Source organism: Flavobacterium sp., from assembly GCF_030146175.1.
GTDB lineage: Bacteria > Bacteroidota > Bacteroidia > Flavobacteriales > Flavobacteriaceae > Flavobacterium.
Map to the genome: position 1 here is coordinate 1 of NZ_JASLCE010000048.1, position 25126 is coordinate 25126.

26 protein-coding genes are annotated in these 25126 nt (G+C 40.4%); 19 read left to right on the forward strand and 7 right to left on the reverse strand.

Features of this window, described 5'->3' with window-relative positions; genetic code table 11:
- Positions 1-231: 231 nt before the first annotated feature.
- Genes Q1R07_RS05740 through moaCB form a run of 10 tightly spaced genes read left to right on the forward strand, consistent with a single transcriptional unit; the run spans position 232 to position 7035 of the window.
- The gene (locus Q1R07_RS05740) at positions 232-798 is read left to right on the forward strand and encodes a 4Fe-4S dicluster domain-containing protein (RefSeq protein WP_300487098.1); all 567 of its coding nucleotides are present in this window, start codon (positions 232-234) and stop codon (positions 796-798) included.
- Between the two features lie 11 nt (positions 799-809).
- Positions 810-1310, forward strand: coding sequence for a Rieske (2Fe-2S) protein (locus Q1R07_RS05745; RefSeq protein WP_300487101.1), 501 nt, complete (start codon positions 810-812; stop codon positions 1308-1310).
- Positions 1307-1546: a DUF6755 family protein gene (locus tag Q1R07_RS05750; protein WP_300487104.1), complete on the forward strand. Its 240-nt coding sequence runs from the start codon at positions 1307-1309 to the stop codon at positions 1544-1546. The genes Q1R07_RS05745 and Q1R07_RS05750 overlap by 4 nt, the downstream gene beginning before the upstream one ends.
- Before the next feature lie 19 nt (positions 1547-1565).
- On the forward strand, positions 1566-2543 hold the full coding sequence (gene moaA, locus Q1R07_RS05755; RefSeq protein WP_300487107.1) for a GTP 3',8-cyclase MoaA: 978 nt from the start codon (positions 1566-1568) through the stop codon (positions 2541-2543).
- Between the two features lie 16 nt (positions 2544-2559).
- Entirely contained in the window at positions 2560-3756 is a 1197-nt protein-coding gene (gene glp / locus Q1R07_RS05760; RefSeq protein WP_300487110.1) for a gephyrin-like molybdotransferase Glp, read from the forward strand.
- A gap of 4 nt (positions 3757-3760) precedes the next feature.
- The gene (locus Q1R07_RS05765; RefSeq protein WP_300487112.1) at positions 3761-4342 is read left to right on the forward strand and encodes a molybdenum cofactor guanylyltransferase; all 582 of its coding nucleotides are present in this window, start codon (positions 3761-3763) and stop codon (positions 4340-4342) included.
- A gap of 3 nt (positions 4343-4345) precedes the next feature.
- Positions 4346-4573 carry a MoaD/ThiS family protein gene (locus tag Q1R07_RS05770; protein ID WP_300487115.1) on the forward strand — a complete coding sequence of 76 codons (228 nt, stop codon included), beginning with the start codon at positions 4346-4348 and terminating at the stop codon, positions 4571-4573.
- A 10-nt stretch (positions 4574-4583) separates the two neighbouring features.
- The gene (locus Q1R07_RS05775) at positions 4584-5651 is read left to right on the forward strand and encodes a HesA/MoeB/ThiF family protein (protein WP_300487117.1); all 1068 of its coding nucleotides are present in this window, start codon (positions 4584-4586) and stop codon (positions 5649-5651) included.
- The gene (locus Q1R07_RS05780; RefSeq protein WP_300487120.1) at positions 5648-6088 is read left to right on the forward strand and encodes a molybdenum cofactor biosynthesis protein MoaE; all 441 of its coding nucleotides are present in this window, start codon (positions 5648-5650) and stop codon (positions 6086-6088) included. The genes Q1R07_RS05775 and Q1R07_RS05780 overlap by 4 nt, the downstream gene beginning before the upstream one ends.
- Before the next feature lie 38 nt (positions 6089-6126).
- Complete coding sequence (moaCB, locus tag Q1R07_RS05785) at positions 6127-7035, forward strand: bifunctional molybdenum cofactor biosynthesis protein MoaC/MoaB (protein WP_300487123.1); 909 nt, start codon at positions 6127-6129, stop codon at positions 7033-7035.
- 2 nt (positions 7036-7037) lie between these two features.
- On the opposite strand, the gene Q1R07_RS05790 is transcribed toward moaCB, so the two are convergent.
- Together Q1R07_RS05790 and Q1R07_RS05795 are read right to left on the reverse strand one after the other, a co-directional pair.
- Positions 7038-8573, reverse strand: coding sequence for a YifB family Mg chelatase-like AAA ATPase (locus tag Q1R07_RS05790; RefSeq protein ID WP_300487126.1), 1536 nt, complete (start codon positions 8571-8573; stop codon positions 7038-7040).
- A gap of 72 nt (positions 8574-8645) precedes the next feature.
- Positions 8646-9302 carry a DUF6624 domain-containing protein gene (locus Q1R07_RS05795; protein WP_300487129.1) on the reverse strand — a complete coding sequence of 219 codons (657 nt, stop codon included), beginning with the start codon at positions 9300-9302 and terminating at the stop codon, positions 8646-8648.
- Between the two features lie 128 nt (positions 9303-9430).
- On the opposite strand from Q1R07_RS05795, the gene Q1R07_RS05800 reads away from it, so the two are divergent.
- From Q1R07_RS05800 to Q1R07_RS05820, 5 genes are all read left to right on the forward strand, one after another.
- On the forward strand, positions 9431-10105 hold the full coding sequence (locus Q1R07_RS05800) for a response regulator transcription factor (RefSeq protein ID WP_300487132.1): 675 nt from the start codon (positions 9431-9433) through the stop codon (positions 10103-10105).
- On the forward strand, positions 10102-11385 hold the full coding sequence (locus Q1R07_RS05805) for a HAMP domain-containing sensor histidine kinase (protein WP_300487135.1): 1284 nt from the start codon (positions 10102-10104) through the stop codon (positions 11383-11385). The genes Q1R07_RS05800 and Q1R07_RS05805 overlap by 4 nt, the downstream gene beginning before the upstream one ends.
- 66 nt (positions 11386-11451) lie before the next feature.
- The gene (locus Q1R07_RS05810; protein ID WP_300487138.1) at positions 11452-13893 is read left to right on the forward strand and encodes an outer membrane beta-barrel family protein; all 2442 of its coding nucleotides are present in this window, start codon (positions 11452-11454) and stop codon (positions 13891-13893) included.
- A 20-nt stretch (positions 13894-13913) separates the two neighbouring features.
- Entirely contained in the window at positions 13914-14687 is a 774-nt protein-coding gene (locus Q1R07_RS05815; protein WP_300487141.1) for a phosphatase PAP2 family protein, read from the forward strand.
- A gap of 80 nt (positions 14688-14767) precedes the next feature.
- The gene (locus Q1R07_RS05820; protein ID WP_211089559.1) at positions 14768-15145 is read left to right on the forward strand and encodes a PH domain-containing protein; all 378 of its coding nucleotides are present in this window, start codon (positions 14768-14770) and stop codon (positions 15143-15145) included.
- A 31-nt stretch (positions 15146-15176) separates the two neighbouring features.
- Here Q1R07_RS05820 and Q1R07_RS05825 read toward each other — a convergent pair whose 3' ends face one another.
- On the reverse strand, positions 15177-17186 hold the full coding sequence (locus Q1R07_RS05825; protein WP_300487146.1) for a thioredoxin family protein: 2010 nt from the start codon (positions 17184-17186) through the stop codon (positions 15177-15179).
- Between the two features lie 99 nt (positions 17187-17285).
- Between Q1R07_RS05825 and Q1R07_RS05830 the strand changes: the two genes are divergently transcribed.
- Positions 17286-17480: a hypothetical protein gene (locus Q1R07_RS05830; RefSeq protein ID WP_300487149.1), complete on the forward strand. Its 195-nt coding sequence runs from the start codon at positions 17286-17288 to the stop codon at positions 17478-17480.
- 46 nt (positions 17481-17526) lie between these two features.
- Here the strand turns inward: Q1R07_RS05830 and tilS are convergent, their stop codons facing one another.
- The 4 genes from tilS to Q1R07_RS05850 form a co-directional block, all read right to left on the reverse strand.
- Positions 17527-18843 (reverse strand): tRNA lysidine(34) synthetase TilS, encoded by a 1317-nt coding sequence (gene tilS, locus Q1R07_RS05835; RefSeq protein WP_300487152.1) that lies wholly within the window; start codon positions 18841-18843, stop codon positions 17527-17529.
- A gap of 53 nt (positions 18844-18896) precedes the next feature.
- On the reverse strand, positions 18897-20195 hold the full coding sequence (locus tag Q1R07_RS05840; RefSeq protein WP_300487156.1) for an anthranilate synthase component I family protein: 1299 nt from the start codon (positions 20193-20195) through the stop codon (positions 18897-18899).
- 117 nt (positions 20196-20312) lie between these two features.
- Positions 20313-20537 (reverse strand): hypothetical protein, encoded by a 225-nt coding sequence (locus tag Q1R07_RS05845; RefSeq protein ID WP_300487159.1) that lies wholly within the window; start codon positions 20535-20537, stop codon positions 20313-20315.
- 87 nt (positions 20538-20624) lie between these two features.
- Positions 20625-21455 carry a universal stress protein gene (locus Q1R07_RS05850; RefSeq protein ID WP_300487162.1) on the reverse strand — a complete coding sequence of 277 codons (831 nt, stop codon included), beginning with the start codon at positions 21453-21455 and terminating at the stop codon, positions 20625-20627.
- A 156-nt stretch (positions 21456-21611) separates the two neighbouring features.
- Here Q1R07_RS05850 and mnmE point away from each other — a divergent pair, with 156 nt between their 5' ends.
- The 3 genes from mnmE to Q1R07_RS05865 form a co-directional block, all read left to right on the forward strand.
- Entirely contained in the window at positions 21612-23003 is a 1392-nt protein-coding gene (gene mnmE / locus Q1R07_RS05855) for a tRNA uridine-5-carboxymethylaminomethyl(34) synthesis GTPase MnmE (protein WP_300487165.1), read from the forward strand.
- A 120-nt stretch (positions 23004-23123) separates the two neighbouring features.
- Positions 23124-23828, forward strand: a complete 705-nt coding sequence (locus tag Q1R07_RS05860; RefSeq protein WP_300487168.1) for a hypothetical protein — start codon at positions 23124-23126, stop codon at positions 23826-23828.
- Between the two features lie 104 nt (positions 23829-23932).
- A partial coding sequence (locus Q1R07_RS05865; protein WP_300487171.1) for a serine hydrolase occupies positions 23933-25126 on the forward strand: 1194 nt, incomplete at its 3' end.

Below are 25126 nucleotides of genomic sequence, written 5' to 3' on the forward strand. Positions count from 1 at the left end.
ATCAATTAACCAGCGGTCATTTGGATCCTATTTCAAAAATCCCCGAATTTAAAGTTAGTGCCTGTCAGCTTATCCCGACCGGTAAAAAAGCCTACGTTGCTAAAGATGCGCTCGATTATAAGAGCAATTAATACAAAACGCAAAGAAGCTATCCTTCCCCCAGATCATTTTTAAGTCTTTGCTAAAACGGATTTCAGTTATCCATTTTGGTTGAATTTAATTACGATAAATATGAATCAATATTATAAACTACAAGAAGAGTTCTTTGTGGATATGCAGCGTTGTATCGGTTGTAAATCCTGTGAAACGGCCTGTGCGGAATGTGAAACCAATGGTGAAGAGTCCATGATTCACGTCAATTATGTAGATCGGGCCATAACGATCCAAACCACTGTACAGGTTTGCATGCATTGTGAAGATCCTGTTTGTGCAAATGTCTGTCCGGCCGATGCGATTACCAAAGATGAGTTTGGTATCGTACATACGGCCAATACATCCCGTTGTATCGGATGCTCCAATTGTGTAATGGCTTGTCCGTTTGGCGTACCGAAAAAAGTGGAACACTATGATCTGATGATGAAATGCAATATGTGTTACGACAGAACCAGTGTGGGTAAAAAGCCAATGTGTGCCACCGTTTGTCCGAGTGGTGCCTTGTTTTACGGAACACGGGAGGAAATGGAAAAAATGCGTCCGAACTCCTCTCCTGTTAATCAATTTGTTTTTGGTCAGGAAGTAGTCAAAACCAAAGTAAACATCATGATGCCAAAAGGTAGTACCGAATTAAAAATATTTTAAAAAACACAATAATGAGTCATCAAGATAAACATTGGAAACAAGATTTCCCGATTAACAGATCGGAAGCCAATCAGGTTAGCCGTAGGGATTTTGCAAGGCTACTCGCTGTGGTTTCTGGCGGAATGGTTGTTGGTAACGCCGCTATTGCGGCAAAAGCGGCTTTCTTTAATGAGCCTGAAAATGAAAAAAAACAAAAAATATGCAGCAAAAAAGATATTCCGGTTGGCGGAACCAAATCGTTTGTTTTAGAAAATGAGACCGTTCCCTATATCCTGATCCATACGGAAGAAGGCGAATTTTATGCCTACGAACAAAAATGTACCCATTTGTCCTGTGCCGTATACTATAAACCCGGAACATTAACAATCGAATGTCCTTGTCATAACGGTTGGTTTGATGTGAAAACCGGCAATGTTATACAAGGACCACCGCCACGACCTCTGAAAAAACTGGATGTTACTTTTGAAGGTGACACTATTTATGTACAACATCCTAAAAATGAAACCGTATGAGTACTTTCAGAACCGCACAGGAACAATCGCATCCGCAGAAAAAAAGCATGATCATGTCTGCGTTGATCACTGTCTTACTTGCAAATTTATTTATTCAGATTTGGTTGTTGTATACCGCTCTTAACAATGCATTGGAAGGACATCCGGAAGTAGCTTACAGCACTTTTATCGCATCTTCTGTCCTATTCCTCGCCAGTGTGATATGGTTGTATTTCTTACCGAGAAAAGCACATTAAAATCAGAAAAATTAAACAAATGCTACACGATACGTACAATAGAATCCATGATTATCTTCGGATATCGTTAACGGACAATTGCAATTTTCGTTGCACTTATTGTATGCCGGATGAGTCGATTTCGTTGATCCCGCAGAAAAAACTAATGCAGGCCGATGAGATTTTTAGTATTGCGGAAATATTCACAACACTCGGTGTCAAAAAAATTCGTTTAACCGGTGGAGAGCCTTTGGTTCGCAAAGATTTTGCAGCTATAATCCAACGCTTGTCCACACTTCCGGTTCAGTTGACAATTACAACCAATGGCGTGTTATTGGATCGCTATAAAGAGGTGCTTCAAAAAGCCGGAATCCATTCGGTTAATATTAGTCTCGATACACTCGATCCGGTTAAGTTTTTACAGATTACGCAAAGAGATCAGTTTCAAAAAGTATGGGATAATATCCTGATGTGTATGGATCATGGGATTTATGTCAAACTGAATATCGTTTTGATCAAAGGTTTTAACGACGATGAGGTATTCGATTTTATAAAGCTGACCAAAAGTCTTCCGGTACACCTGCGTTTTATCGAATTTATGCCTTTTGATAAAAATGAATGGAATAAAGATAAAGTGGTTCATAACCAACTGGTATTGGAATCCGTTGCACAACAATATGAATTGTTTAAACTCCGGGACGACAAAAATGACACCGCTAAAAAATTCGGGATTTTTGGTCACGCCGGTACGGTTTCCTTTATTTCCACTTTGAGTGATTCCTTTTGCGGTACCTGTAACCGGATGCGTATCACGGCCGACGGTAAGATGAAAAACTGCCTGTTTGGTGCGGAGGAATTTGACCTCCTCGGTGCTTTCCGAAAGGGTGAAAACATTATTCCTATCATCGAACGGTGTCTTCTGAAAAAACATAAAATGCTCGGCGGTCAATTTGATGATTATACACATGTCGACCCGGACAAATTGCAAAACCGAAGCATGATCAAAATTGGTGGTTAAACGTAAAACCGTAAAAATGATACCTGTAAAAGAAGCCTTACACCATATCCAACAGCAGTGTCATACCTTGCCTCCCATTCGTATTCCACTGGATAGCGCCTGCAATTTTATTGCGGCCGAAACAATCTACGCTCCTATGGATGTACCCTGTTTTGATAATTCGGCTATGGATGGCTATGCGATCCGCTACGAAGACCTCAAGAATACGATTCCACTACAATTGCATTACGAGATCGAAGCCGGAAAAACCGAAATACCGGAAGTCCACAAAGGAGAAGTCGCTCGTATTTTTACCGGAGCACCGATTCCCATTGGTTCCGATACCGTAATACCACAGGAAAATGGTACGGTTGAAAATGGAATTCTAAATTGTTTACAAGCTGTTTCCATAGGTGATCATATTCGAAAACAGGGAACACAAACCCGAAAAGGCGATCGGGTTCTATCCAAAGGGAAGCTGCTTACCGCTGAATATATCGGTTTTCTGGCCACTTTAGGAATCGATTCTGTTGTTGTTTTTCCCAAGCCGAAAGTCGGAATTATTATAACCGGAAAGGAACTTGTCCCGGTCGGAAGTACATTACAAAACGGACAAATCTACGAAAGCAATTCGGTCGCTTTAAAAGCATTATTACAGCAATTGGAGATTCCTGTTGTCTTTTCCCAATGGATTGACGATAATGAATCCGAATTGTTTCATTTTGTCTCTGAAAACCATACCAAAGTAGATGTATTACTACTTACCGGTGGTATTTCGGTTGGCGATTATGATTTTGTAAAATCGGTACTGAATAAAATTGGTACTACCGAAATCTTTTATAAAGTCCGACAAAAACCTGGAAAGCCTTTGTTTTTCGGGAAAAAGGATCATACACTTTTTTTCGGACTTCCCGGAAATCCAAGTGCGGTGGTTACTTGTTTTCATGCTTATATAAAACCCGCTTTGCTACAACTAACCGGAGATCAACCGCAAACAGAACACAATGCGATATTGCTAACACCTTATCGTAAAAAAAGCGGGCTGACGCATTTTGTAAAAGCACGAGTACAAGGTGGAAAAGCGACAATATTGGACAAACAGCTTTCGTACCAAATGGATACCTACGCTCAGGCCAATGCTTTTGTCGTATTAAATGAAGAACAGGAAGATTTTAAAATCGGCGAAAAAGTCAGGATTATTTTCTTTCGCAATTACAAGGATATAACACCATAGACAAATGATCACCATAAAAACCTATTTGCTTTCCGGAGGAAAAAGTTCCCGGATGGGAGAAGATAAAGGACTAAAATTCCTTTCCGGAAAACCAATGATCTCTTATTTAGTGGATACCTTACGACAGTTGGATATTATCCCGGTTATCATTGCGCATCATCCCGGTTATAAATCGTTTGGTCTGACCGTTATTCCGGATAAAATCAAAGACAAAGGACCATTAGGAGGTATTTATACCGCCCTTTCTCACGCCCGGGAAACCGTTCTTATTATTAGTGCCGATACGCCTTTTGTGGATTCGCAGGCTATTGAATACCTGATCAGACACCATATAGCGGATCGAATTAACGTATTGGATTACAAAGGTAAAATACAGCCTTTATGCGGTTTGTATCCTTTTCAGTTGCTGCCGAAAATCGAAAGTAATTTGATCGCAAATAAACTCAAAATGATGGATTTTGTAACCGAAAATGACGCCAATATCGTATCGATACCTTTCGAAAGCAACGGTTTTCAAAATATCAATACGCCGGAAGAATTATCGAAAGCCGAATATGAAATCAGTAACAATTTTAAAACAGTATAATCTATGGCTATACGAATATTTGGAAACCTCAACGATATCGTGAACAAACCATTTGCGGTAGACTATCCGGTTTCTTTAGGAACCTTCAAAACCATTTTACACCAACATTTTCCGGAACTCCGATCCATTAGTTTTCAAATCGCTATTGATCAGCAAATGAATGAAGACGAAACGTTACTACTAACTGAAGAGAGTGAAATTGCCTTATTGCCTCCTTTTTCAGGTGGATAAAACGTATACTATGGAACGCTATAACAGACAGCTTATTTTGCCGGGTTTTGGGATAACCGCACAACAAAAATTGACCGATGCTAAGGTACTTGTTGTTGGCGCCGGAGGTTTGGGTTGTCCCGTTTTACAATATCTCTGTGCCGCCGGTGTTGGCGAACTAGGCGTGGTCGATCCGGATACGGTTTCGCTTAGTAATTTACAACGTCAGGTGCTATACGACGAACAGGATATTGGTGATCTGAAAGTTACAATCGTACAAAAAAAACTCGCAATACTAAATAGTGACACCACCATTCGTATCTATCCGTGTCGTCTGTGTATTGATACTGTTTTTGAGCTGGTTGACTCCTATTCCATTATTGTAGATTGTACCGATAATTTTACAACGCGGTATCTGTTAAACGATGTTTGTCAACTACTGCAAAAACCATTGGTCTATGCTGCCCTTTTCCGATTTGAAGGACAATTATCCGTTTTTCATTACGGTGAAAATCCGTCCAATTTAAGGGATCTTTTTCCGGAAATCCCAAATCCGTTATATGTTCCGTCTTGTAACGAAGCCGGTGTAATTGGTGTGTTGACCGGTATTATGGGGAACTTTCAGGCAAATGAAGTCCTTAAAATTATTACCGGTATCGGGGAAGTCATGTCCGGACAATTATTGACCTTTAATTCTCTGGATTACCAATCGGAATTACTCCGGTTTAAATCGAAAACTACGGTATTCAAACCAAAAAATAAAGCCGATATTCTAAACCAATCCTATGAATATAGTTGTAAAACGATAGCACATATCAATGATTTGGAAACCTTAAAAAACGTTTTTAATCGGAAAAAAACAGTGTTAATTGATGTCCGAAATACAGATGAGTTACCCAAAATCGTCGGCTTTAATGTGATGGCGATTCCCTTGTCGGAACTCGAACAACACTTAGAGCAACTGGCCGATTCCGAAACATTGGTTTTTACCTGCCAGAGCGGTATCCGTAGCCTAAAAGCAATCGCATTGGTACAAAAACAGTATCCCGATAAAAATTACTACAACCTCAAAAACGGCATTGCCTTATTTACAAAATGAAAAACAGACAACTTAAAAACAGCTTTATTGAAGGTCCGATTTCACCGGAAAAAGTAGCGGAAAGTATCGCCGGACATCTGCATAAAACGCAAATTGGCGGGCATTCTATTTTCCTCGGACAAGTCCGAAAGGATCTGATTAATGGTAAAAAGGTCGAATCTATTGAATTTACAGCCTATACCGAAATGGCCGAGCAAAAAATAGCCGAAATACGGGAGGCTATATTTGCACGATACGATTTGGTCTGTATGCATATTTATCACAGCCTTGGTCGGATTACTACCGGTGAATTGTGCTTTTTTGTTTTTACCTCGTCCCAACATCGAAAAGCAGCAATACAAGCCTGTAATGAACTCGTTGAACGTATAAAAGCGGAAGTTCCCATCTGGGGAAAAGAAATTTTTGAAGACGAATCCTATCACTGGAAAGTCAATTGACAGATTGATCAACCGTAATTAATGCAATCCAATACACTATGGTAGATATTACTCCTAAAAATAACACCTTGCGAACCGCCATTGCTCAGGCGGTGGTTAAAGTAGGTAAAACCGAAACAATTGATGCAATCCGGAATAAAACCGTTCCAAAAGGAGATGTTTTTGAGATGGCCAAAGCAGCCGGGCTTTTTGCCGCAAAAAAAACCCCCGATATGATTCCCGATTGCCATCCGATCCCAATTGAATATACCGGAATTTCGTATGCTATCGAAGATCGAAACATAACGATACAGGTTACTGTCAAAACGATTTATAAAACGGGTGTTGAGGTTGAAGCCATGCATGCCGCATCGGTTGTTGCGCTTACTTTTTATGATATGCTAAAACCTATCGATTCGGAAATCGAGATTCAAAGTATACGCTTATTAAAAAAAACAGGCGGTAAATCGGATCACAGGGAGTTTTTTGAAAATCCGATTGCCACAGCGGTAGTGGTTTGTTCGGATTCCATTAGTAAAGGCCAAAAAGAAGATGCTTCCGGTAAGGCTATTATCGAAAAACTGGCAACGCATCCGGTAACGATCCGGGATTATACCATTATTCCCGATGGTGTCGATTCCATACAAAATAAGATCAAGGACTATCTTACGGAAAATATTGAGCTGATTCTGCTCACCGGTGGTACGGGATTATCGAAAAGGGATTTTACTCCGGAAGCCATCCGGCCCATGTTGGATCGGGAAATACCCGGTATCGGAGAATACCTGCGGCAATACGGGCAGGATCGTATGCCGTATTCCATCTTGTCACGAAGTCTGGCCGGTCTTATCGGCGATACGCTGATCATTTGCTTACCCGGCTCTACAAACGGTGCCAAAGAGTCGATGGATGCGCTGTTTCCACACGTATTGCATCTTTTTAAAATGATACATTCCGGGAAACACTAACCTTATCCGAGCCAACCTTCCCGATCGAGGCTACGGTATTGTATCGCTTCGGCAATATGAACCGGAAGTACCGATTCTGAAGCTTCCAGATCGGCTATGGTACGGGCAACTTTTAAGATACGATCGTAAGCACGCGCAGACAAATTGAGCCGTTCCATAGCATTTTTGAGTAATTGCAACGCCTGATCGTCCAAAATACAATACTCCCGAATCTGGCGGGTAGTCATTTGGGCGTTGTAATGGATGTTTTTCTGATGTTCAAAACGTCGGTTTTGTAATTGTCGGGCTGCCGTTACGCGTTCCCGAATGATCACACTGCTTTCACCGGGTTGGATATCCGATAATTTTTCAAACGGCACCGGATTCACTTCCACATGAATATCGATCCGATCCAATAACGGACCGGACAGCTTTCCCAAATACCGTTGCATTTCCATTGGCGAAGAGGCAATTGGCGCATCCGGACTGCTAAAATAACCACCCGGACTGGGATTCATACTCGCTACTAACATAAAGGAAGCCGGATAGGTTATGGTAAATTTTGCCCTTGAGATGGTCACTTCACGGTCTTCCAACGGTTGTCGCAACACTTCGAGTACTTCTCTTTTAAATTCGGGTAATTCGTCCAGGAATAAAACACCATTATGTGCCAGTGAAATTTCACCCGGTTGTGGGTAACTGCCGCCGCCAACCAGCGAAACGGAAGAAGCCGTATGATGCGGTGACCGGAATGGTCGTTGCCGAATCAATCCGCTTTCTTTGATCTTACCGGCGACACTGTGAATTTTGGTCGTTTCCAACGCTTCCTGCATCGTCATGGGAGGTAAAATCCCCGGAAATCGTTTGGCCAGCATGGTTTTCCCCGAACCCGGTGGACCGATCAATATAATATTATGGCCGCCCGCTGCAGCTATTTCCAGACATCTTTTGATGCTTTCCTGACCTTTGACATCGGCAAAATCAAATTCGGAACAATCCGATAACGGACCAAACTCTTTTTCAAAGTCGACCGTTTCCGGTTGTGGTGTGGCAATACCTTTAAAAAAATCGATGATTTCGGTTACGTTTGAAATACCGTAAACCGTTATTCCTTCAACTACAGCAGCTTCGCGTGCATTTTCTTTTGGAAGAATCAATCCTTCAAACCCTTCTTCTCGAGCTTTGATCGCAATGGGTAATGCGCCTTTAATAGGCAAAAGACTACCGTCGAGGGACAATTCGCCCATTATCATATACCGGTCGGTGTTTTCGGGATTAATCTGACCGGATGCAGCCAGTATTCCGATTGCAATGGGTAAATCGTAGGCCGATCCTTCTTTTCGCAAATCGGCCGGTGCCATATTGATCACAATCTTTTTTCCGGGTAGTTGGTAGCCGTTGTTTTTCAGTGCGGCTGCGATACGGTAACTGCTTTCTTTTATCGCATTATCCGGTAATCCAACCAAATGGTACCCGATTCCTTTATCGATATTGACTTCAATAGTGATCGTGGTGGCTTCCACTCCAAAAACGGCGCTTCCAAAAACTTTTACTAACATGGCGTAGAGTATAGCTTTAAATATACGCCTTTTTTAGTACAATTAAAACCTCGTTTTCAGCAACTTAACTGATCATTTCATTTTTAACTGCTGCATTTTTTCAATTTCCGGCAGGTCTTTTTTATACTGTTCCGGATCCCATTTCATATTCCAATAGGCGATATATTCTGTTAAGGGTGGTAGTCCCATTTTTGCCCGGCGTTTGTCTACATTGTCCGGATCTTCCAACGGTAAAATATAATTGCGGTTATTTTTCATATCCCATGCGATCTGGGAACCGTAGATTTGTTTTTTGCCCTGGCGTAGTGCGACACGGTCTTCCAATAAGGCTAGACTACTGCTTTTGGCTTTCTTATCGATTACAGCTTTTCGCATCATCGGCAGGTATTTTTCCTGAACCGGCAAATCGGCATGCTGAACAACTAAAAATAGCGTTCGGTTCTCCTCTTCTCCCACTTCATCCGGGCCTAACCAACCATACCGATCTAAGATGGCACTGACTTTTATAATATTGATCGAATCGTTTGTTCCTATTGATTTCCATAAGGCATTCATTTCGGGCGACTGGCTACCATATTTGCTCTGAATATATTCAATTTGTGCGCGGTCTTTCTGATCGTTTTCTCCTATAGTACGAAGTTCCTGAGCCAACGCTTTTTTAGATTGCTCCTGCGCCATACCGGATGATAGTGTTCCAACTAATCCTAAAAATAAAATCCAGTTTTTCATTTTTATTTTTTAAAATATCGCTTACAAACATACTATAAATAACGGATTGGTAAGCACTTACCTTTATTTTTTACACTTTTAAAATAAACTTCAAAATTTCTTCCAAATTGGAATCGTATCTTAGCTTTATGAAAATTCTGATTGTAGAAGACGAAAAAGAACTGGCTCAGGACATCGCCCTGTATATGTTGGGCGAAAACTATTTGTGTGAAATCGCTTCCACCTATTTTCAGGCGTTGGAAAAAATCAGTTTGTACAATTACGATTGTATACTGCTGGATCTGATGCTTCCGGGTGGCGACGGACTTAAGATTCTCGATGCGCTAAAAGAACAACGCAAAACAGACGGTGTGATCATTTTATCGGCCAAAAATGCGTTGGAAGATAAAATTAAAGGCCTTCAACTCGGCGCCGATGATTATCTGGCTAAACCATTTCATCATTCGGAACTCGCCGCCAGAATTCATTCGGTGATCCGTCGGAAACAATTTGACAATTCCGATGTGATTGCGCTTGAGGAATTGCGAATCGACCTACAGGCCAAAACCATTACGGTTAACGATAAACCGGTGCTGTTAACCAAAAAAGAATTTGATCTGCTATTGTTTTTTATCGGAAATAAAAACAAAGTCATTCCCAAAAGTGCTCTGGCCGAACACCTGTCGGGCGATATTGCCGATATGTTTGACAATCACGATTTTGTTTATGCACATGTTAAAAATCTAAAACGAAAACTGACCGAATCCGGTTATAACAATTACCTGAAAACAATTTACGGAACCGGTTATAAATGGGAAATATGAATAAACTATTACACAAACCTTTTAAGGCCTTTACCATTTATGCACTGCTGATTCTCGCAGCGAGCATTCCCGTTTATTATTATGTTGTAGATTTTATCTGGAATAAAGAACTGGACGAACACAACCAGATCATAAAAGAACGGATCGAAACCCGAATGACCACCATTCGGATGCCCGAACAAAAACTCGATACCATTATTAAATTTTGGAATATCATGCAACCGGGAACCACTATGGTTCCGGTAGCAGTTCCGTTACAAAAAGACAGCATTTATACCGTAATCCGGGAAAACCAACACGGCGACAAAACCGAACTGGATCGCTTTAGAGGTTTGGCCGCACCGATTACCATTGCCGACAAACACTATCTTCTGACAGTGGAAACCAATGTGGAAGAAACTGATGAAACACTAGTCGCCATTGCACTCGTAACATTTGCTTTTTTTAGCTTACTCGTAATCGGTTTTATCGTTCTGAATAAACGAATCGCCCGTCGGATCTGGCAACCGTTCCAAAATACACTTGAAAAACTAAAAACATTCGACCTCGCAACCCATAACGATATCACATTTGAAAAATCGGATATCGAAGAATTCGAAACCCTGAATCAGACCTTAACCAAACTGATCGATAAAAATATCACGGTCTATCAACTACAAAAACGATTTATCGAAAACGCCTCCCACGAGTTGCAAACGCCATTGGCTGTATTAAAATCGAAAGCCGATTTACTGCTGCAGCAAAAAAACATTACGAGCGAACAACTCGAAATCCTGAATGCCTTTAATATTCCGCTTTCCCGGGTAACACGGATTAATAAAAACCTGTTATTACTCGCGAAAATCGAAAACCACCAGTTTGAAAATACCGAAGCGAATGACCTTTCGGCTGTCGTATCGGAAAGTCTCGAAATGCTATCCGATTATAGTGTCGACAAAGGAATTCAGCCGGAATTTTATCCGTTGGAAACAATTACCGTTTCCTGTAACCGATCGTTGTTAGAAATATTAATCAATAACCTACTGACGAATGCGATACGCCATAATAACGTAAACGGAAAACTGATAATCGAAATAAAAGACAATGCGCTTTCGGTTACCAATTCGGGGATTGATCCGTTGCGTTCCGGGGAATTGTTTCGCCGTTTTTCGGTTTCTTCTTCCGAAACAACCAATAGTGGCCTCGGATTATCCATTGTTAAGGAAATCTGCAACCGCTATCACTGGGACATTATATACGATTTTGATCAAAATAAACACCGATTTACCGTTCGTTTTTAAAAATTCAGAATATCTTCTAAATTGATTTGGAGCTTTGGTCTATCAATTATTTTAAAGACCAATTTCATGATGACCTCCAAGCCTTTTTTTCAAAATATCGGTTTCCTCAAATCGGTATTTTTTATCCTTTTGCTATTTTTTTGTAGCGGAATAACATTCGCGCAGAATACTACTGTAACCGTATCGGGTACAGTTCTTGATCCGACAAAAAAACCGGTGCCGTTTGTAAACGTTATTGTCAAAACAGAAAAAGACAATGCTTTTGTTACCGGTACGATTACCTCTGAAACCGGACGCTATAGCCTTAGCGATCTTCGTCCCGGAAATTATGTCCTCGAAATTTCGTATATTGGTTATACCACAAAGCAGTCTCCGTTATTTGTTGGTACCCTAACGCCAACCCTCGAAATTCCTCCTATCGAATTGGCCGAAAGCAGTACCGCTTTGGATGAGGTTACGATCACGGTTAACGCCGATAAAAACGCTGAAAAGATGGATAAGAAAACCTATGCGATAACCGATAACATCAGTCAGTCCGGTGGTTCCGTATTACAAGCCATGCAAAACCTACCCGGAATTAGCATACAGGATGGAAAAATCCAGTTACGCGGAAACGATAAAATAACCATTCTGGTAGATGGCAAACAAACCGCGATGACCGGTTTTGGAGGGCAATCCGGATTGGATAATATTCCCGCATCAGCTATTAAGGATATCGAAATTATCAACAATCCTTCCGCACGCTACGACGCCAATGGAAATGGCGGTATCATCAATATCATTTACAAAAAAAATAAACAGGACGGTTTTAACGGAAAAGTTGGTCTTACCTCCGGATTGGGGGCACTATGGGTACGTAAGGAAAACCTTCCGGACATCCGACCACAATTTCAGGCCACTCCAAAGGTGAACCCTTCCCTATCGCTCAATTACCGAAAAAACAAAGTAAATCTGTTTTTTCAGGGCGATTATCTTTTTACCCATACGCTGAATAAAAATGAGTTTGTAGACCGTACATACGACGACGGAACCATTATCCGCCAGCAAACCAAACGAAACCGTGAAACCGGATTCCTAACCTTAAAAGCCGGTGCCGACTGGGAGATCAATGCGGATAATACGCTAACGGTTTACGGATTGTTTAGCAGTGAAAAAATTATCGATCGCGGTGATGAACCTTTTTACAATCAGGACTTAAGTCAACGGTACCGCTTGTGGCAGTTTTTGGAAGATGAGTTAAAAACCACTGCGATGTTTAGCAGTACGTACCAACATAAATTTAAAGAAGCGGGTCACCAATTAAATATCGGTTTTAATTATACTTTTCACCGGGAAGACGAAAAGTATTACTTCGACAACATTATGCCGGATTATACCGGAAAAGATGCTTTTAAATTACTATCCGACGAGCATGTAGCCGATTTTACCGTGGATTATATTCGTCCGATGAAATACGGTCGTATCGAAGGTGGACTTAAATTCAGAAGACGGGAAATTCCAACCGATATGCAATTTTTCCCGGGTCTTAATTCTCCATTGGATGTGAACGCCGGCGGATGGGCTACGTATAAGGAAACCATTCCGGCCGTATATGGGAATTATGTTTTTGAAAATAAAAAATTTGAAGCCGAGCTTGGATTACGCCTCGAATATGTAAAACTCAACTACGATGTGAACCCCGGTCATAATACGTATAGCAGCGACGGTTATGAATATACGCAGCCTTTTCCGAATCTCCGATTGGCGTATAAACTGAACGACCACAACAAATTGTCCTTCTTTTACAGTCGTCGCGTTGATCGTCCGAATGAAATCGATATCCGCATTTTTCCGAAATACGATGATGCCGAAATTATAAAAGTCGGTAATCCCGAATTGCGACCACAATTTACCAATTCACTGGAACTGGGTTATAAAAACACCTGGGATAGCGGTAACCTGTATTCGGCAGTTTACCATCGTTTTGCCAACGGTACCATCACACGGATTTCCAGTACGGTACCGGGAAGCACGCTTATTTATGCGATCTTTCAGAACGTAAACGAAAGTTACAACACCGGAATCGAAACCATTCTTTCCCAAAAGCTAACCTCCTGGATGAAATTCAACTGGAATGCGAACCTGTATGAAAACCAGATCAATGCGTTTACCGTGACCAATAAATATCCGGTAACCCATACGTTTAGCGCGCCGAAACAACAGCAATTCTCCGGAAATTCAAAGCTTAACCTGTTTTTTAACCTGCCGAAAAAGTTTGATCTGCAACTTACGGGTTCGTACCAACTGGCCGACATCATTCCACAGGGAAAAACCAACAATCGGTTTACGATGGATCTTGGGATCAAAAAATCGATTCAAAACGGGAAAGGAGAATTATTCCTGAATGCGTCCGATCTACTGAATTCCCTTGTTATCGAAAAAGAAATTCAGGGCGACGGTTTCCGCTATACCAGCAAAGATTACTATGAAACTCAGGTAATCCGACTTGGGTATACGTATAAGTTTTAAACCTTAATCTATAGAACAACATGAAATCGATCCATTTGTTTTTAGGGCTATTTCTTTTCTGTTTTTCCGTTTCAAACGGGCAAATCAGCACGGATTCCATTGCTTCGGATTCGTTATTACAACCGAAAAATCCGGGATTAAAGTTCAATTACAAGCAACTTATTATCCCGGCAGCGTTGATCACCTATGGAATTATCGGGATTGAAAGCGATGCGATCAAATACTGGAATTCGGAACTAAAAGAAGAAGTAACCGAAAACATCGATAAAAAAATCTCTGTGGATGATTTTTCCCAATATGCTCCGGCTGCGGCTGTGTATGCCTTAAATCTGGCGGGTATTCAGGGAAAACACAATCTAAAGGATCGAAGCATTATTCTAGCGACATCCTATATGATCATGGCCGGAACGGTATTTAGCGTTAAAAGTATGACGCATATACAACGACCGGACGGCAGTACCAACAATTCTTTTCCTTCCGGACATACGGCCACTGCTTTTGCCGGTGCCGAATTCCTGTGGCAGGAATACCGCGATGTCTCCATTTGGTATGGTATTACGGGTTATGCTGTGGCCGCCGGAACCGGTTTTTTCCGGATGTATAACGACCGACATTGGTTTACCGATGTGGTTGCCGGCGCCGGAATCGGTATTTTAAGTACCAAAGCAGCGTATTGGCTTTATCCGTATATCAATAAAAAACTGTTTAAATCCCATACCGAAAGTAAAGTAATGATCAGTCCGTTTTATAACGGTGATCAGGGTGGTTTGGGACTTTTATATCATTTTAAATAAAACATAAAACATTTTTTACAAAAAGCGTAAAACATCAAACCAAATTTTTACTTTTGGCCTGTTTTTATTCAAACATAATTATGGGATTATTTAACGCCATCATGGGCAATGCTTCTGAAGTAAGCACCGAAAAAATAGCCAAAGAATTTGAGCCTATTTTAATTGACGGAGAACATATTGAAATTGCTTTTAAAGTGATTCGCGATATGTTTGTCTTTACCAACAAACGTTTAATTCTGGTTGACAAACAAGGATTAACCGGTTCGAAAGTAGACTATCAATCGATACCGTATACCAGTATCAAGAAATTTTCGAAAGAAAGTGCCGGTCTTATGGATCTGGATGCCGATTTGAAAATCTGGATTACCGGTGAAGCCGCTCCAATTAAAAAGCAGTTCGGTAAAAACGATAACATCAATGCGGTTTATAAAATTTTAAGTCAGCATATTCTAAAATAAAAAAAGCCTCCGCAATGCGGAGGCTTTTTTGTTACTTTTTATATTTCGCGATGGCGGTTTCCATCCAGATTTTATATTCTTCTACATCCGGCGTATAGCCTACCGGTTCTGACAATCGGTTTTCCTGATTGTCCAATATGATATAATACGGTTGTGCATTCGCTTTATAATGCGTAATCTGGAAATCGCTCCATTTGTTTCCTATCGTTACGATTTCTTTTCCGGTTTCTTTGGAAACATATTGCTCCTGCTTTGGTAATTCGCGTTTGTCGTCTACATATAACGAAATCAATACCACATCTTTTTTCAGGATCGAAAGAATTTCAGGTTTCGACCAAACGAAATCTTCCATTTTACGGCAGTTTACACAGGCAAATCCGGTAAAATCCAGTAATATTGGTTTGTTAACCGATTTCGCATATGCCATTCCTTTCTGATAATCGGTAAAAGCCATGATATCGTGAGGACCTAATTTGGCTCCATCCGGTAATGCTTCTGTCGTTGCCGCTCCGCCTCCTTTGCTATTTCCTACGCCATATGGACTTTCACTATACGTCATTGGTGGCGGGAATCCCGAAATTAGTTTTAACGGTGCGCCCCATAAGCCCGGAATCATATAAATGGTAAAAGACAATACTAAAAGTCCTAATCCCAATCGTCCTACGGAAATATGCGATAGCGGACTATCGTGCGGTAAGGTGATTTTTCCAAAAAGGTATAAAGCCAAGGTTCCGAAAATCGCAATCCAGATCGCCAGGAATATTTCTCTTTCCAACAGGTGTGTTTGCAATACCAAATCGGCATTTGACAGGAATTTAAAAGCTAAAGCCAATTCCAGGAATCCTAAAAACACTTTTACAGTGTTTAACCAACCACCGGATTTTGGTAATGAATTTAACCAACCCGGGAACATTGCAAATAACATAAATGGTAAAGCCAATGCTGTCGAAAATCCTAACATCCCTACGATTGGTGCGATACCTCCTTTGGAAGCCGCTTCAACCAATAACGTACCCACAATCGGACCGGTACAAGAGAAGGAAACGATTGCCAGTGCCAAAGCCATAAACAATATTCCGATGATTCCGCCTCTATCGGCCTGACGGTCTACTTTATTCGCCCATGAATTTGGTAACATAATTTCGAATGCTCCTAAGAAAGACGATGCAAATACCACTAATAGTACAAAGAAAATAATATTAAACCATACGTTTGTGGACAATGCATTTAGCGCATCGGCTCCAAAAACAGCGGTTACGAATGATCCTAACAATACATAAATAATAATGATCGAAGCGCCATAGAACACCGCATTACGGATTCCCTGTGCTCTGTTTTTACTTTGCTTGGTAAAGAAACTTACCGTCATTGGGATCATCGGGAAAACACATGGTGTTAACAAGGCGGCAAACCCGGAAAGAAACGCAATGATAAAGATGGTAAACAATCCTTTTTGTTCTTCTTTTTTACCTACCGGTTGAACGGTTTCTGTTGTTGTTCCTGCTGTCACAAAAGTAGTACTGTCAGCCGCAGGTGCTACGGATGCCGAATCGCCCGTTGTTACCGGAACGACTTCGGAAGCGTCTATTTTTAACGCCGGAAGTGTAAAATCAAATACTTTATCCTGTTGGATGCACGCTTCTTTACAAACCTGATACGAAACCGCTACTTTAAGCGTTTTCAGGTTTGGATTGGTTACTTTAACGGTTTGCGTAAACCGTGCTTTGTTGGCAAAATAGTATTCGTCAACTTCGAAAACATCGTTGTAAACCTTTTTGTATTCACTCTCTTTGGTCTTTCCAACCAGTTCGAAATTTCCTTTCTGGTCTTTATAAGTAAATTCCGTTGGTATGACACCTCCTTCCGGTGTAAACTGGGAATACATATGCCATTCGTTATCAATTGTGGCTTCGAATACTAAAACGACTTCGTTATCGGATTTTTTTTCTACGGAAGTTTTCCATTTAACAGGATCCAACATCTGAGAAAACCCAGATTGAACAACTATCATTAGTAAGATTAAAAAAATATTTCTTTTCATCACTCTATAAATTAAGAATTATGGTCTTTTATTTTGTTTTCACTTGCTAAAAATAACAAAATGTTATAAATTTAAATTTAATCATAAAATATAACAATTATGAAATCAAAAAAATTAAAAAAAAGTAGCAATCTTCTGAGCAAATCAGAACTTGGTAAAATTAATGGTGGAAGAGTTGCTATTGTTGAATGTGCAAACGGATATGAATATTGTTTTGCAAGTGGTCTAACACAATCTCAGATTGTCGGAATCTGTGCTAATCATGGAGGATTTGTTCGACAAAAATGGGGTTAAAATTGTACTTAAACAGGTGACAGATAATCTGTCATCTGTTTTAAAACTATTTATTTTCATGTAATTCTATTTTTATAATGTTATTGGTTGCTTGTTCAATTCTAAAACGGCGGTCGGAGCGTTTTCCCACTACCCAAACGATTTCATTTCCGGAACACAACAACCAGCTATTTTCTTTATCGATCAGCGAAAACTTCTCATCTTTAAAGTATTTACTGATTTTTTTTCGGCCTGTCATTCCGGATGGGTAAAAGTAATCACCTTCTTTCCATTTTCGTAAGATCAGTGGTAATTTTAACTTATCTTTATCAACAAAGATAACCTTACCACCCCGGTCTTCTGTAACATTTGTTACGGAGTATACTGTTAACCGTCCCTGCTCTAATGTTACTTCCTGATTTTCGGTTATTTCAACCGATTCTGTCAGAGGTTTGTGTTGCTTTTCCAACACTAAATAGTCACGGTCTTTTAAGATTCGGTAGTTTTCGGAAAACACCTGTTTCCCCGACTGAGCATTGATCAGATTATAAATATCGTCCCAGGCCGTAAATCCGTAGGGTTTTAACCATTGGTACAAATACGCTTTATAATTGGGGATCAATTTTAGTTTTTCAATCGCGATATGCAACTGCTCTCCTTTTTCGGTTACTATTTTGCCATATAATTCCGTAACGGCATCCTGTACCAACGTTTCCGTTTGTTGCAGATGTCCGATCGTGTCCTGAAAACCGTTTAAAAAATTCGGATTCAGTTCTTTTAAAATCGGTACGACCTGATGGCGTAAACGATTTCGCAGGTATTTATCGGAGGCATTACTACTGTCTTCCCGCCATGCTATGGAATTGGCCGTAGCATAAGCTTCGATTTCATTACGTCCAAACGGCAATAAAGGGCGGATAATTTTACCATTTTGTGCCGGAATTCCGGTTAATCCTTCCAATCCGGTACCTCTGGTGAGGTTGATCAAAAAGGTTTCCAGTGTATCGTCGAGATGATGCGCCGTAAGCAGGTAATCGAAACCTTCGCTTTCTAATAATTCGGAAAACCAGTTGTATCGCAATTCACGTGCAGCCAGTTGTATGGAGCATTTTTCGGTTGCGGCATATTCCTGAGTCGCAAAACGGGTTGTAAAAAGTCGGATGTTTTGTCGCGCGCACCACTGTTTTACAAAGTTTTCGTCGCCATCACTTTCAGCGCCACGAAGTCCAAAATTACAATGCGCCACTGCAACGGTATAGGGCAATGCCCGAAACAATTCTAACAGCACCATACTATCGATACCGCCACTAATGGCCAACAGCAATTTTTTTCCTTCGAGGAAAGCAAAATTGTCGTTGAGGTGTTGCTGTAACTGTTCTCGCATTTTTATTTTTTTTTGTCCTATTGGAGATTTTACAAATTTACGAAATGTACGGATTAACCTATCGCTATTTCAAGTACTTCCCGCATGGCTTTGGCTTTTAACAGGCATTCGTCGTATTCCTGTTCCGGTAAAGCCGCGGCCGTAATCGCACTCCCTACGGAAAAAGAGACATATTGTGTTGCCACATTGTATAAAATACTACGGATAACCACATTAAAATCGAAATCACCTTCCGGGGTAAAATAGCCCATCGCACCGCTATAAAGGCCTCTTTTGGTTTCTTCCAGTTCTTCAATTCGTTGCATGGCGGCTATTTTGGGCGCACCGGTCATACTTCCCATCGGAAAGGTTGTTTTGATAACTTCTACCTGTGAAATGCCTTCTTTTACTTCTGACACTACCGTAGATATCATCTGATGTACCTGTTTAAAAGTATAAACACCACACAATTCTTCAACCTGTACGCTCCCCTTTTGGGCAGTGTGCGACAAATCGTTGCGAACCAGATCAACGATCATGATATTTTCAGAACGCTCTTTCGGGTTTTCGGCTAATGCGGCTTTAATACGGTTATCTTCCGCTAGGTCTTCATGACGTTTTGCCGTTCCTTTTATCGGTTGTGATATAATTTTTGTCCCTTCTTTTCGTAAATAACGCTCCGGAGAAGCCGATAACAGGTAGTGTTTGTTGTGCTTAAAAAAAGTCGCAAATGGCGGTTCTGAAATTGCATTCAACTGTTTGTAAGTCTGATACGGATTAATCGTGGCCTTTTCTGCAAAAAATTCCATACAAAAATTAGCTTCGTAGCAATCGCCACGATGAATATGTTCCAACATTTTGTTGACTTTAAACAGGTATTCCGACTTACTAATACGTTGTTGAATTTGAATCGAATCCGCTGTTTCGGCAACCGGTATTTGTTGCGACAATATTTCATTCCAATCGTCTGTCATTTCATCATCACACATCGTCAAATAGTGTAATTCCACTTTATCACCTTTTAACAGGATTACCTTTTTAGGCTGAAAAAAGAACAAATCCGGAAACCCTAAACCGTCATAATTCTCCGATTGCAAGAATTCCGTATCGTTTTTCAGATCATAGGACAAATAGCCAAAAAGCCAGTCTTTTGCCTGCGATTGGTACTGATTCAAGTCGTCGAAAGCATTTTTAGTGTCGGTTTGGATTGCGGTAAAAGCATCTACGGCCAACAAAACATCATAACTGCCATAGTGCTGCGGATATTCGTTACTGTCGAGCCATGCGATTTCCCGGAATTGTTGCGCCCAAAACAACAACTTCTCTTTAAAAGCTATCGGATCGGGTATTTTTTTTAGTATCGTTGTTCTCAAAAAGTCGGATTTAAGTTTTCAAAAATACAAAATACCTGTTTGCTGTAAAAGGCCAACAAAAAAGGACTCTCTGATTTCAGAAAGTCCTTAAATTATTGGGTTTATACTCGCTATTCTTTAAAAGAACAGATTCGACCAGCCTTCCCAGCCGGATACAATGTCTCTTAAATATTGATGGCAGTTGATTTTGGCATCACAGATATTTTCTTCTGCAACAGTAATGATGCATTTTTCAGTTTGCGCCATATAGTCGGTTACCAACATAAAAAAATCACTTGCCGAATTGGCATCACTCGTATCGATGATTCTGTGAAGCTCATTTTTAATTTCTAAATTTCCCATATCCATATCCAATTAATCATAGTCGTTTTACTTCATCATTGTACAATTTATCCGGTAACTGCATTATTCCGGCTATTGTAAGCTTCATTATTCGTGCAATACCAGAATCGGAATTTTAGAATGATACGACAGTTTCTGAGTCAAACTCTGTTTGAACAATTCTTCAAAGAAGGAACGTTTGTAGGTAACCATCGCCAGGATATCGATGTGCTGGTTATCCAGGAAGTCGTAAATGGTTTGTTTTACATCGTCGTCGGGAACGATAAAAAACTCCACCGGCTGTTTTTCGAATTCTTTTTTCCAGGCAATAATTTCTTCATCATCTCCTTCAAAGTTTTTGGTCTTTACTGCCAGGCATTTAATTTTCGCATTAAACATTTTGGCAAACTGAATCACTTCATACAGTGCTTTTTTGTCCTGATCGCGGAACCGTGTCGTAAAGGCAATATTCCGGATCACATCAAATTTAGCTTCGTTTGGTACACTCAGTATATTTTTATGAACATTGGTAATCGCACTTCCGGTATTGGAACCGAAAAAGGTTTCCTGCCATCCGGACGCACCGGTAGTTCCCATCACGACCAAATCGATCGTTTCGTCTTTCACGACTTCTTTGATCGAATGAATCAGGTCGCCCTGCATCAGGATATGGTTCATTTTGATATATTCCAGATCGTTATCCTCTGCAATTTTTCGCAAATATGGAATCTGATCTTTAAAATTCTCAAATTTGTCCAATTCTATTGTTTCAAAAACTTCTACTATGGCCGTAGCGTGTCCTTCATAGGAAATCGGTGGTAAATCATAAACATGCAAAACGAGTACTTCCGCCTGTAGTTTGTTAGCAAATTTTAAGGCGTACACAAATGCATTGTTGGCTGTTTCTGAAAAATCGGTAGGGAAAAGTATCTTTTTCATGATTTATGCTTTGATTTATAGTTTCTATAAAGTTAGTAAAAGAATTATAAAAAACATATTACAAAAATCAGTTTCACAATTATTTAACCCTCCTAAAACCGCTTTGTTTTAAACCGCATTTCTTTTGTACCTTTGCAATCATTTAGCTTGATCCATATGATTTCACACGATACTATAGTTGCACTGGCGACACCTTCGGGAGCCGGTGCCATTGCTGTAATCCGTATTTCGGGAAAAGACGCCATTACACTTGCGGCATCGGTTTTCCAATCGGTTTCCGGAAAAGATCTGACCAAACAACGTACCCATACCTTACATCTGGGACATATTGTAGAGGGTGAAAAGGTCTTGGATCAGGTTTTGGTATCGTTGTTTAAAGGAACGAATTCGTATACCGGAGAGAATACTGTTGAAATCTCATGTCACGGATCGACTTTTATACAGCAGCAAATCATACAATTACTCCTTCGCAAAGGCGCGCGAATGGCGAATGCCGGGGAATTTACCTTACGCTCGTTTTTAAACGGCAAAATGGATTTATCCCAAGCCGAAGCCGTAGCCGATTTGATCGCCTCGGATAACGAAGCGTCGCATCAAATCGCAATGCAACAGATGCGTGGTGGTTTTAGTAACGAAATTGCGAAATTACGCGAGGAACTATTGAATTTTGCCTCATTAATCGAACTCGAACTGGATTTTGCAGAGGAAGACGTCGAATTTGCCGATCGAACACAATTCTATGAACTGCTAAACCGTATTGAATTTGTCTTAAAACGACTGATCGATTCGTTTGCCGTTGGAAATGTGATCAAAAACGGAATTCCGGTAGCCATTGTAGGTGAACCGAATGTTGGGAAATCAACCTTATTAAATGCGTTGTTAAATGAAGAACGCGCCATTGTTTCGGATATCGCCGGAACTACGCGTGATACCATCGAAGATGAATTAGTGATCAACGGAATTGGATTTCGTTTTATCGACACCGCCGGGATTCGCGATACGGCCGATTATGTGGAAAGTATCGGAATTAAAAAGACTTTTGAAAAAATGGAACAGGCTCAGGTGGTTGTCTACTTGGTTGATGGTTCTTCCATTACCGGTGATAATCTAAAAGCGATTCAGGTTGAAATTGAAAAGATCAAAAACCAGTTTCCGTTAAAACCGTTATTGGTTATCGGAAATAAAGCAGATAAAATTAGCGAAGCGGATAAAGCCGTTATCGAAACGGAAATCCCGGGAATTTTATTGATCAGCGCAAAAGAAAACCGGGGCGTTGAGACGTTAAAAGAAAAATTATTGTCGTTCGTAAACACCGGAGCGTTGCGTAACAATGAAACGATCGTTACCAATACCCGTCACTACGATTCGTTATTAAAAGCGTTGGAAGAAATCCAAAAAGTACAATGGGGATTGCAATCCAATCTTTCCAGCGACCTTATGGCGATTGATATTCGTCAGGCATTATTCTATTTTGGTGAAATTACCGGTCAGGTGACGAATGATGAATTATTGGGGAATATTTTCGCGAATTTTTGTATTGGAAAGTAGTCTCTTCAAAATCAGGTAAGCCAATTGAAATAAACTTTATAAGCACGGATTATAAATCCGCGTTATCGGGAAACTCTATAAAACTTTGAGCCAACCTCAAAATCGCAACCGTCAAAAACAATGACAGACGAATTAAAAACAGCAATCGAAAGACTTTACGCGACCTTTTCATGCTATCCAGCTAATGGAACAATGGAAGGTTGTCCCTGTTGTGTGTCCGCTACCGACAAGGAAAAGATACATACCAAGCCGCTTCGGCAATTAGATGGTGAAGATCTTTCGAGGTATGCTTTTAAAGCACTGACAACATGGGGAAACACCGATGACTTTAAACATTATTTACCCCGGATTTTTGAGTTACTTTCAACCACAGACTTCATCGTTGACACCTTTGTTGTTTTGGGTAAGCTTAACTATGCTAAGTGGAAAACCTGGCCAGCTGAAGAACAAAAAGCGATTAACGCTTTTTTAATGGCCTGGTGGATCGATAGTATAAAACACCAAAATTACTTTAACAATGATCTTTTTATAGAAATTTACAAATTGTTTGAAGTTATAAATCCTCTTCTCGACAACTGGCGCATCACTTTTGACAACAACAGTTTTAAAAACCTGATTGACTTGCTTGATTCGTATTATTACGACCTGATAAAGATAAGCAGGAAGTCAGAAGGACTTGATCAAGCTGCTATTGCCACACTGCAAATGTGGCTGATCAACAAACAAGAGCTACTAGAACAGGGATTCTTCTATTATGAAACTATTGACAAAGAATTTGCCGAAAGAATATCAAACGCACTTTATATAATTGAACATAGCATATAATCTCCTTATAATAGCATCAGGAAGTAATTAAGATATAAATCACAAACAGAGCCATTTTTTGATTAAACAAGGATGGAAACCAAAAACACGTACAGCCTATCAAAATGAAGAATGTCCTATTACTCCTTGCACTTACGCTTATCACCCAATATTCAAAAGCACAGGACTATTTCAAGCCTATCGATTCCATCGTAAAACTTTATGAAGATAAAGACATTCCCGGATTTGCAGTCGTTGTTAGTAAAAACGGAAAAACGCTTTACAGCAGAAATGCCGGATATGCCAATTTGGAAAAAAAAGAAAAGATAACCGACAAGACTGTTTTTACACTCGCTTCCACTTCCAAGCAATTTACAGCCGCATGCATCGTGCTGTTACAGCAACAAGGCAAGCTAAGTCTTGACGATAATCTTAAAAAATACATCCCCGAATTCCCTGAATATGCCCAAAGGATAACAATCAACCAACTACTCAATCATACCGCAGGACTAAAAGACTACCGTGCTTTGGCAATGCTAAGAGGAGAAAACGCCGATCATTATACTTCCACGGCGATTAAAGACCTGCTTATACTACAAGAACTCAATTATGAACCCGGAGAAAAGTGGAACTACAGTAACTCGGGCTACTGGTGTCTGGCACAAATCGTAGAAAAAGTGTCTGGCCAGACTATCGCGGCATTTGCAGAGGAAAACATCTTCCGCCCTCTTGGCATGAAAGACACGCGTTATGTCATTAAACCACACAATAAGGTAAAAAATAAAGCGATTGGCTACCAAAATGACGGGACTACCTACCATCCTAGTGATGTAGATGAATTTGCCGTTGGTGGCGCAGGCGTATACAGTACGTCAAAGGATCTTCAAAAATGGCTTACCGAAATGGAATCACACCGTGTATTTGGTACTACTTTTTGGAATACTATGTTATCCGAAAATCCGGCAAAAGGTAAAAATTTCACATATACTAAAGGGCTGTTTCATTTTAAATATGCCGGACACAATATGATCAACCATGGTGGCGACGTAGTAGGATTCCATCCAATAACCGCCTATTTTCCTAAAGAAAAGATAGCGGTGGTCATTTTAGGAAATGATGATGATTTTGAACGCTATGCCATATTAGGTGCTGCAGTTGATCTGTTATTGGGTGATCAATACGACTATCCGAAAGCAGAAACCAGCATTGTCGCCAAACCAGATGAGGCAAAGCCTATTTCAATAGATCCGTTGCTTTTGGAAAGCTATACCGGAAATTATGAACTTACACCGGGGTATATCATAACAATTACTCACGAA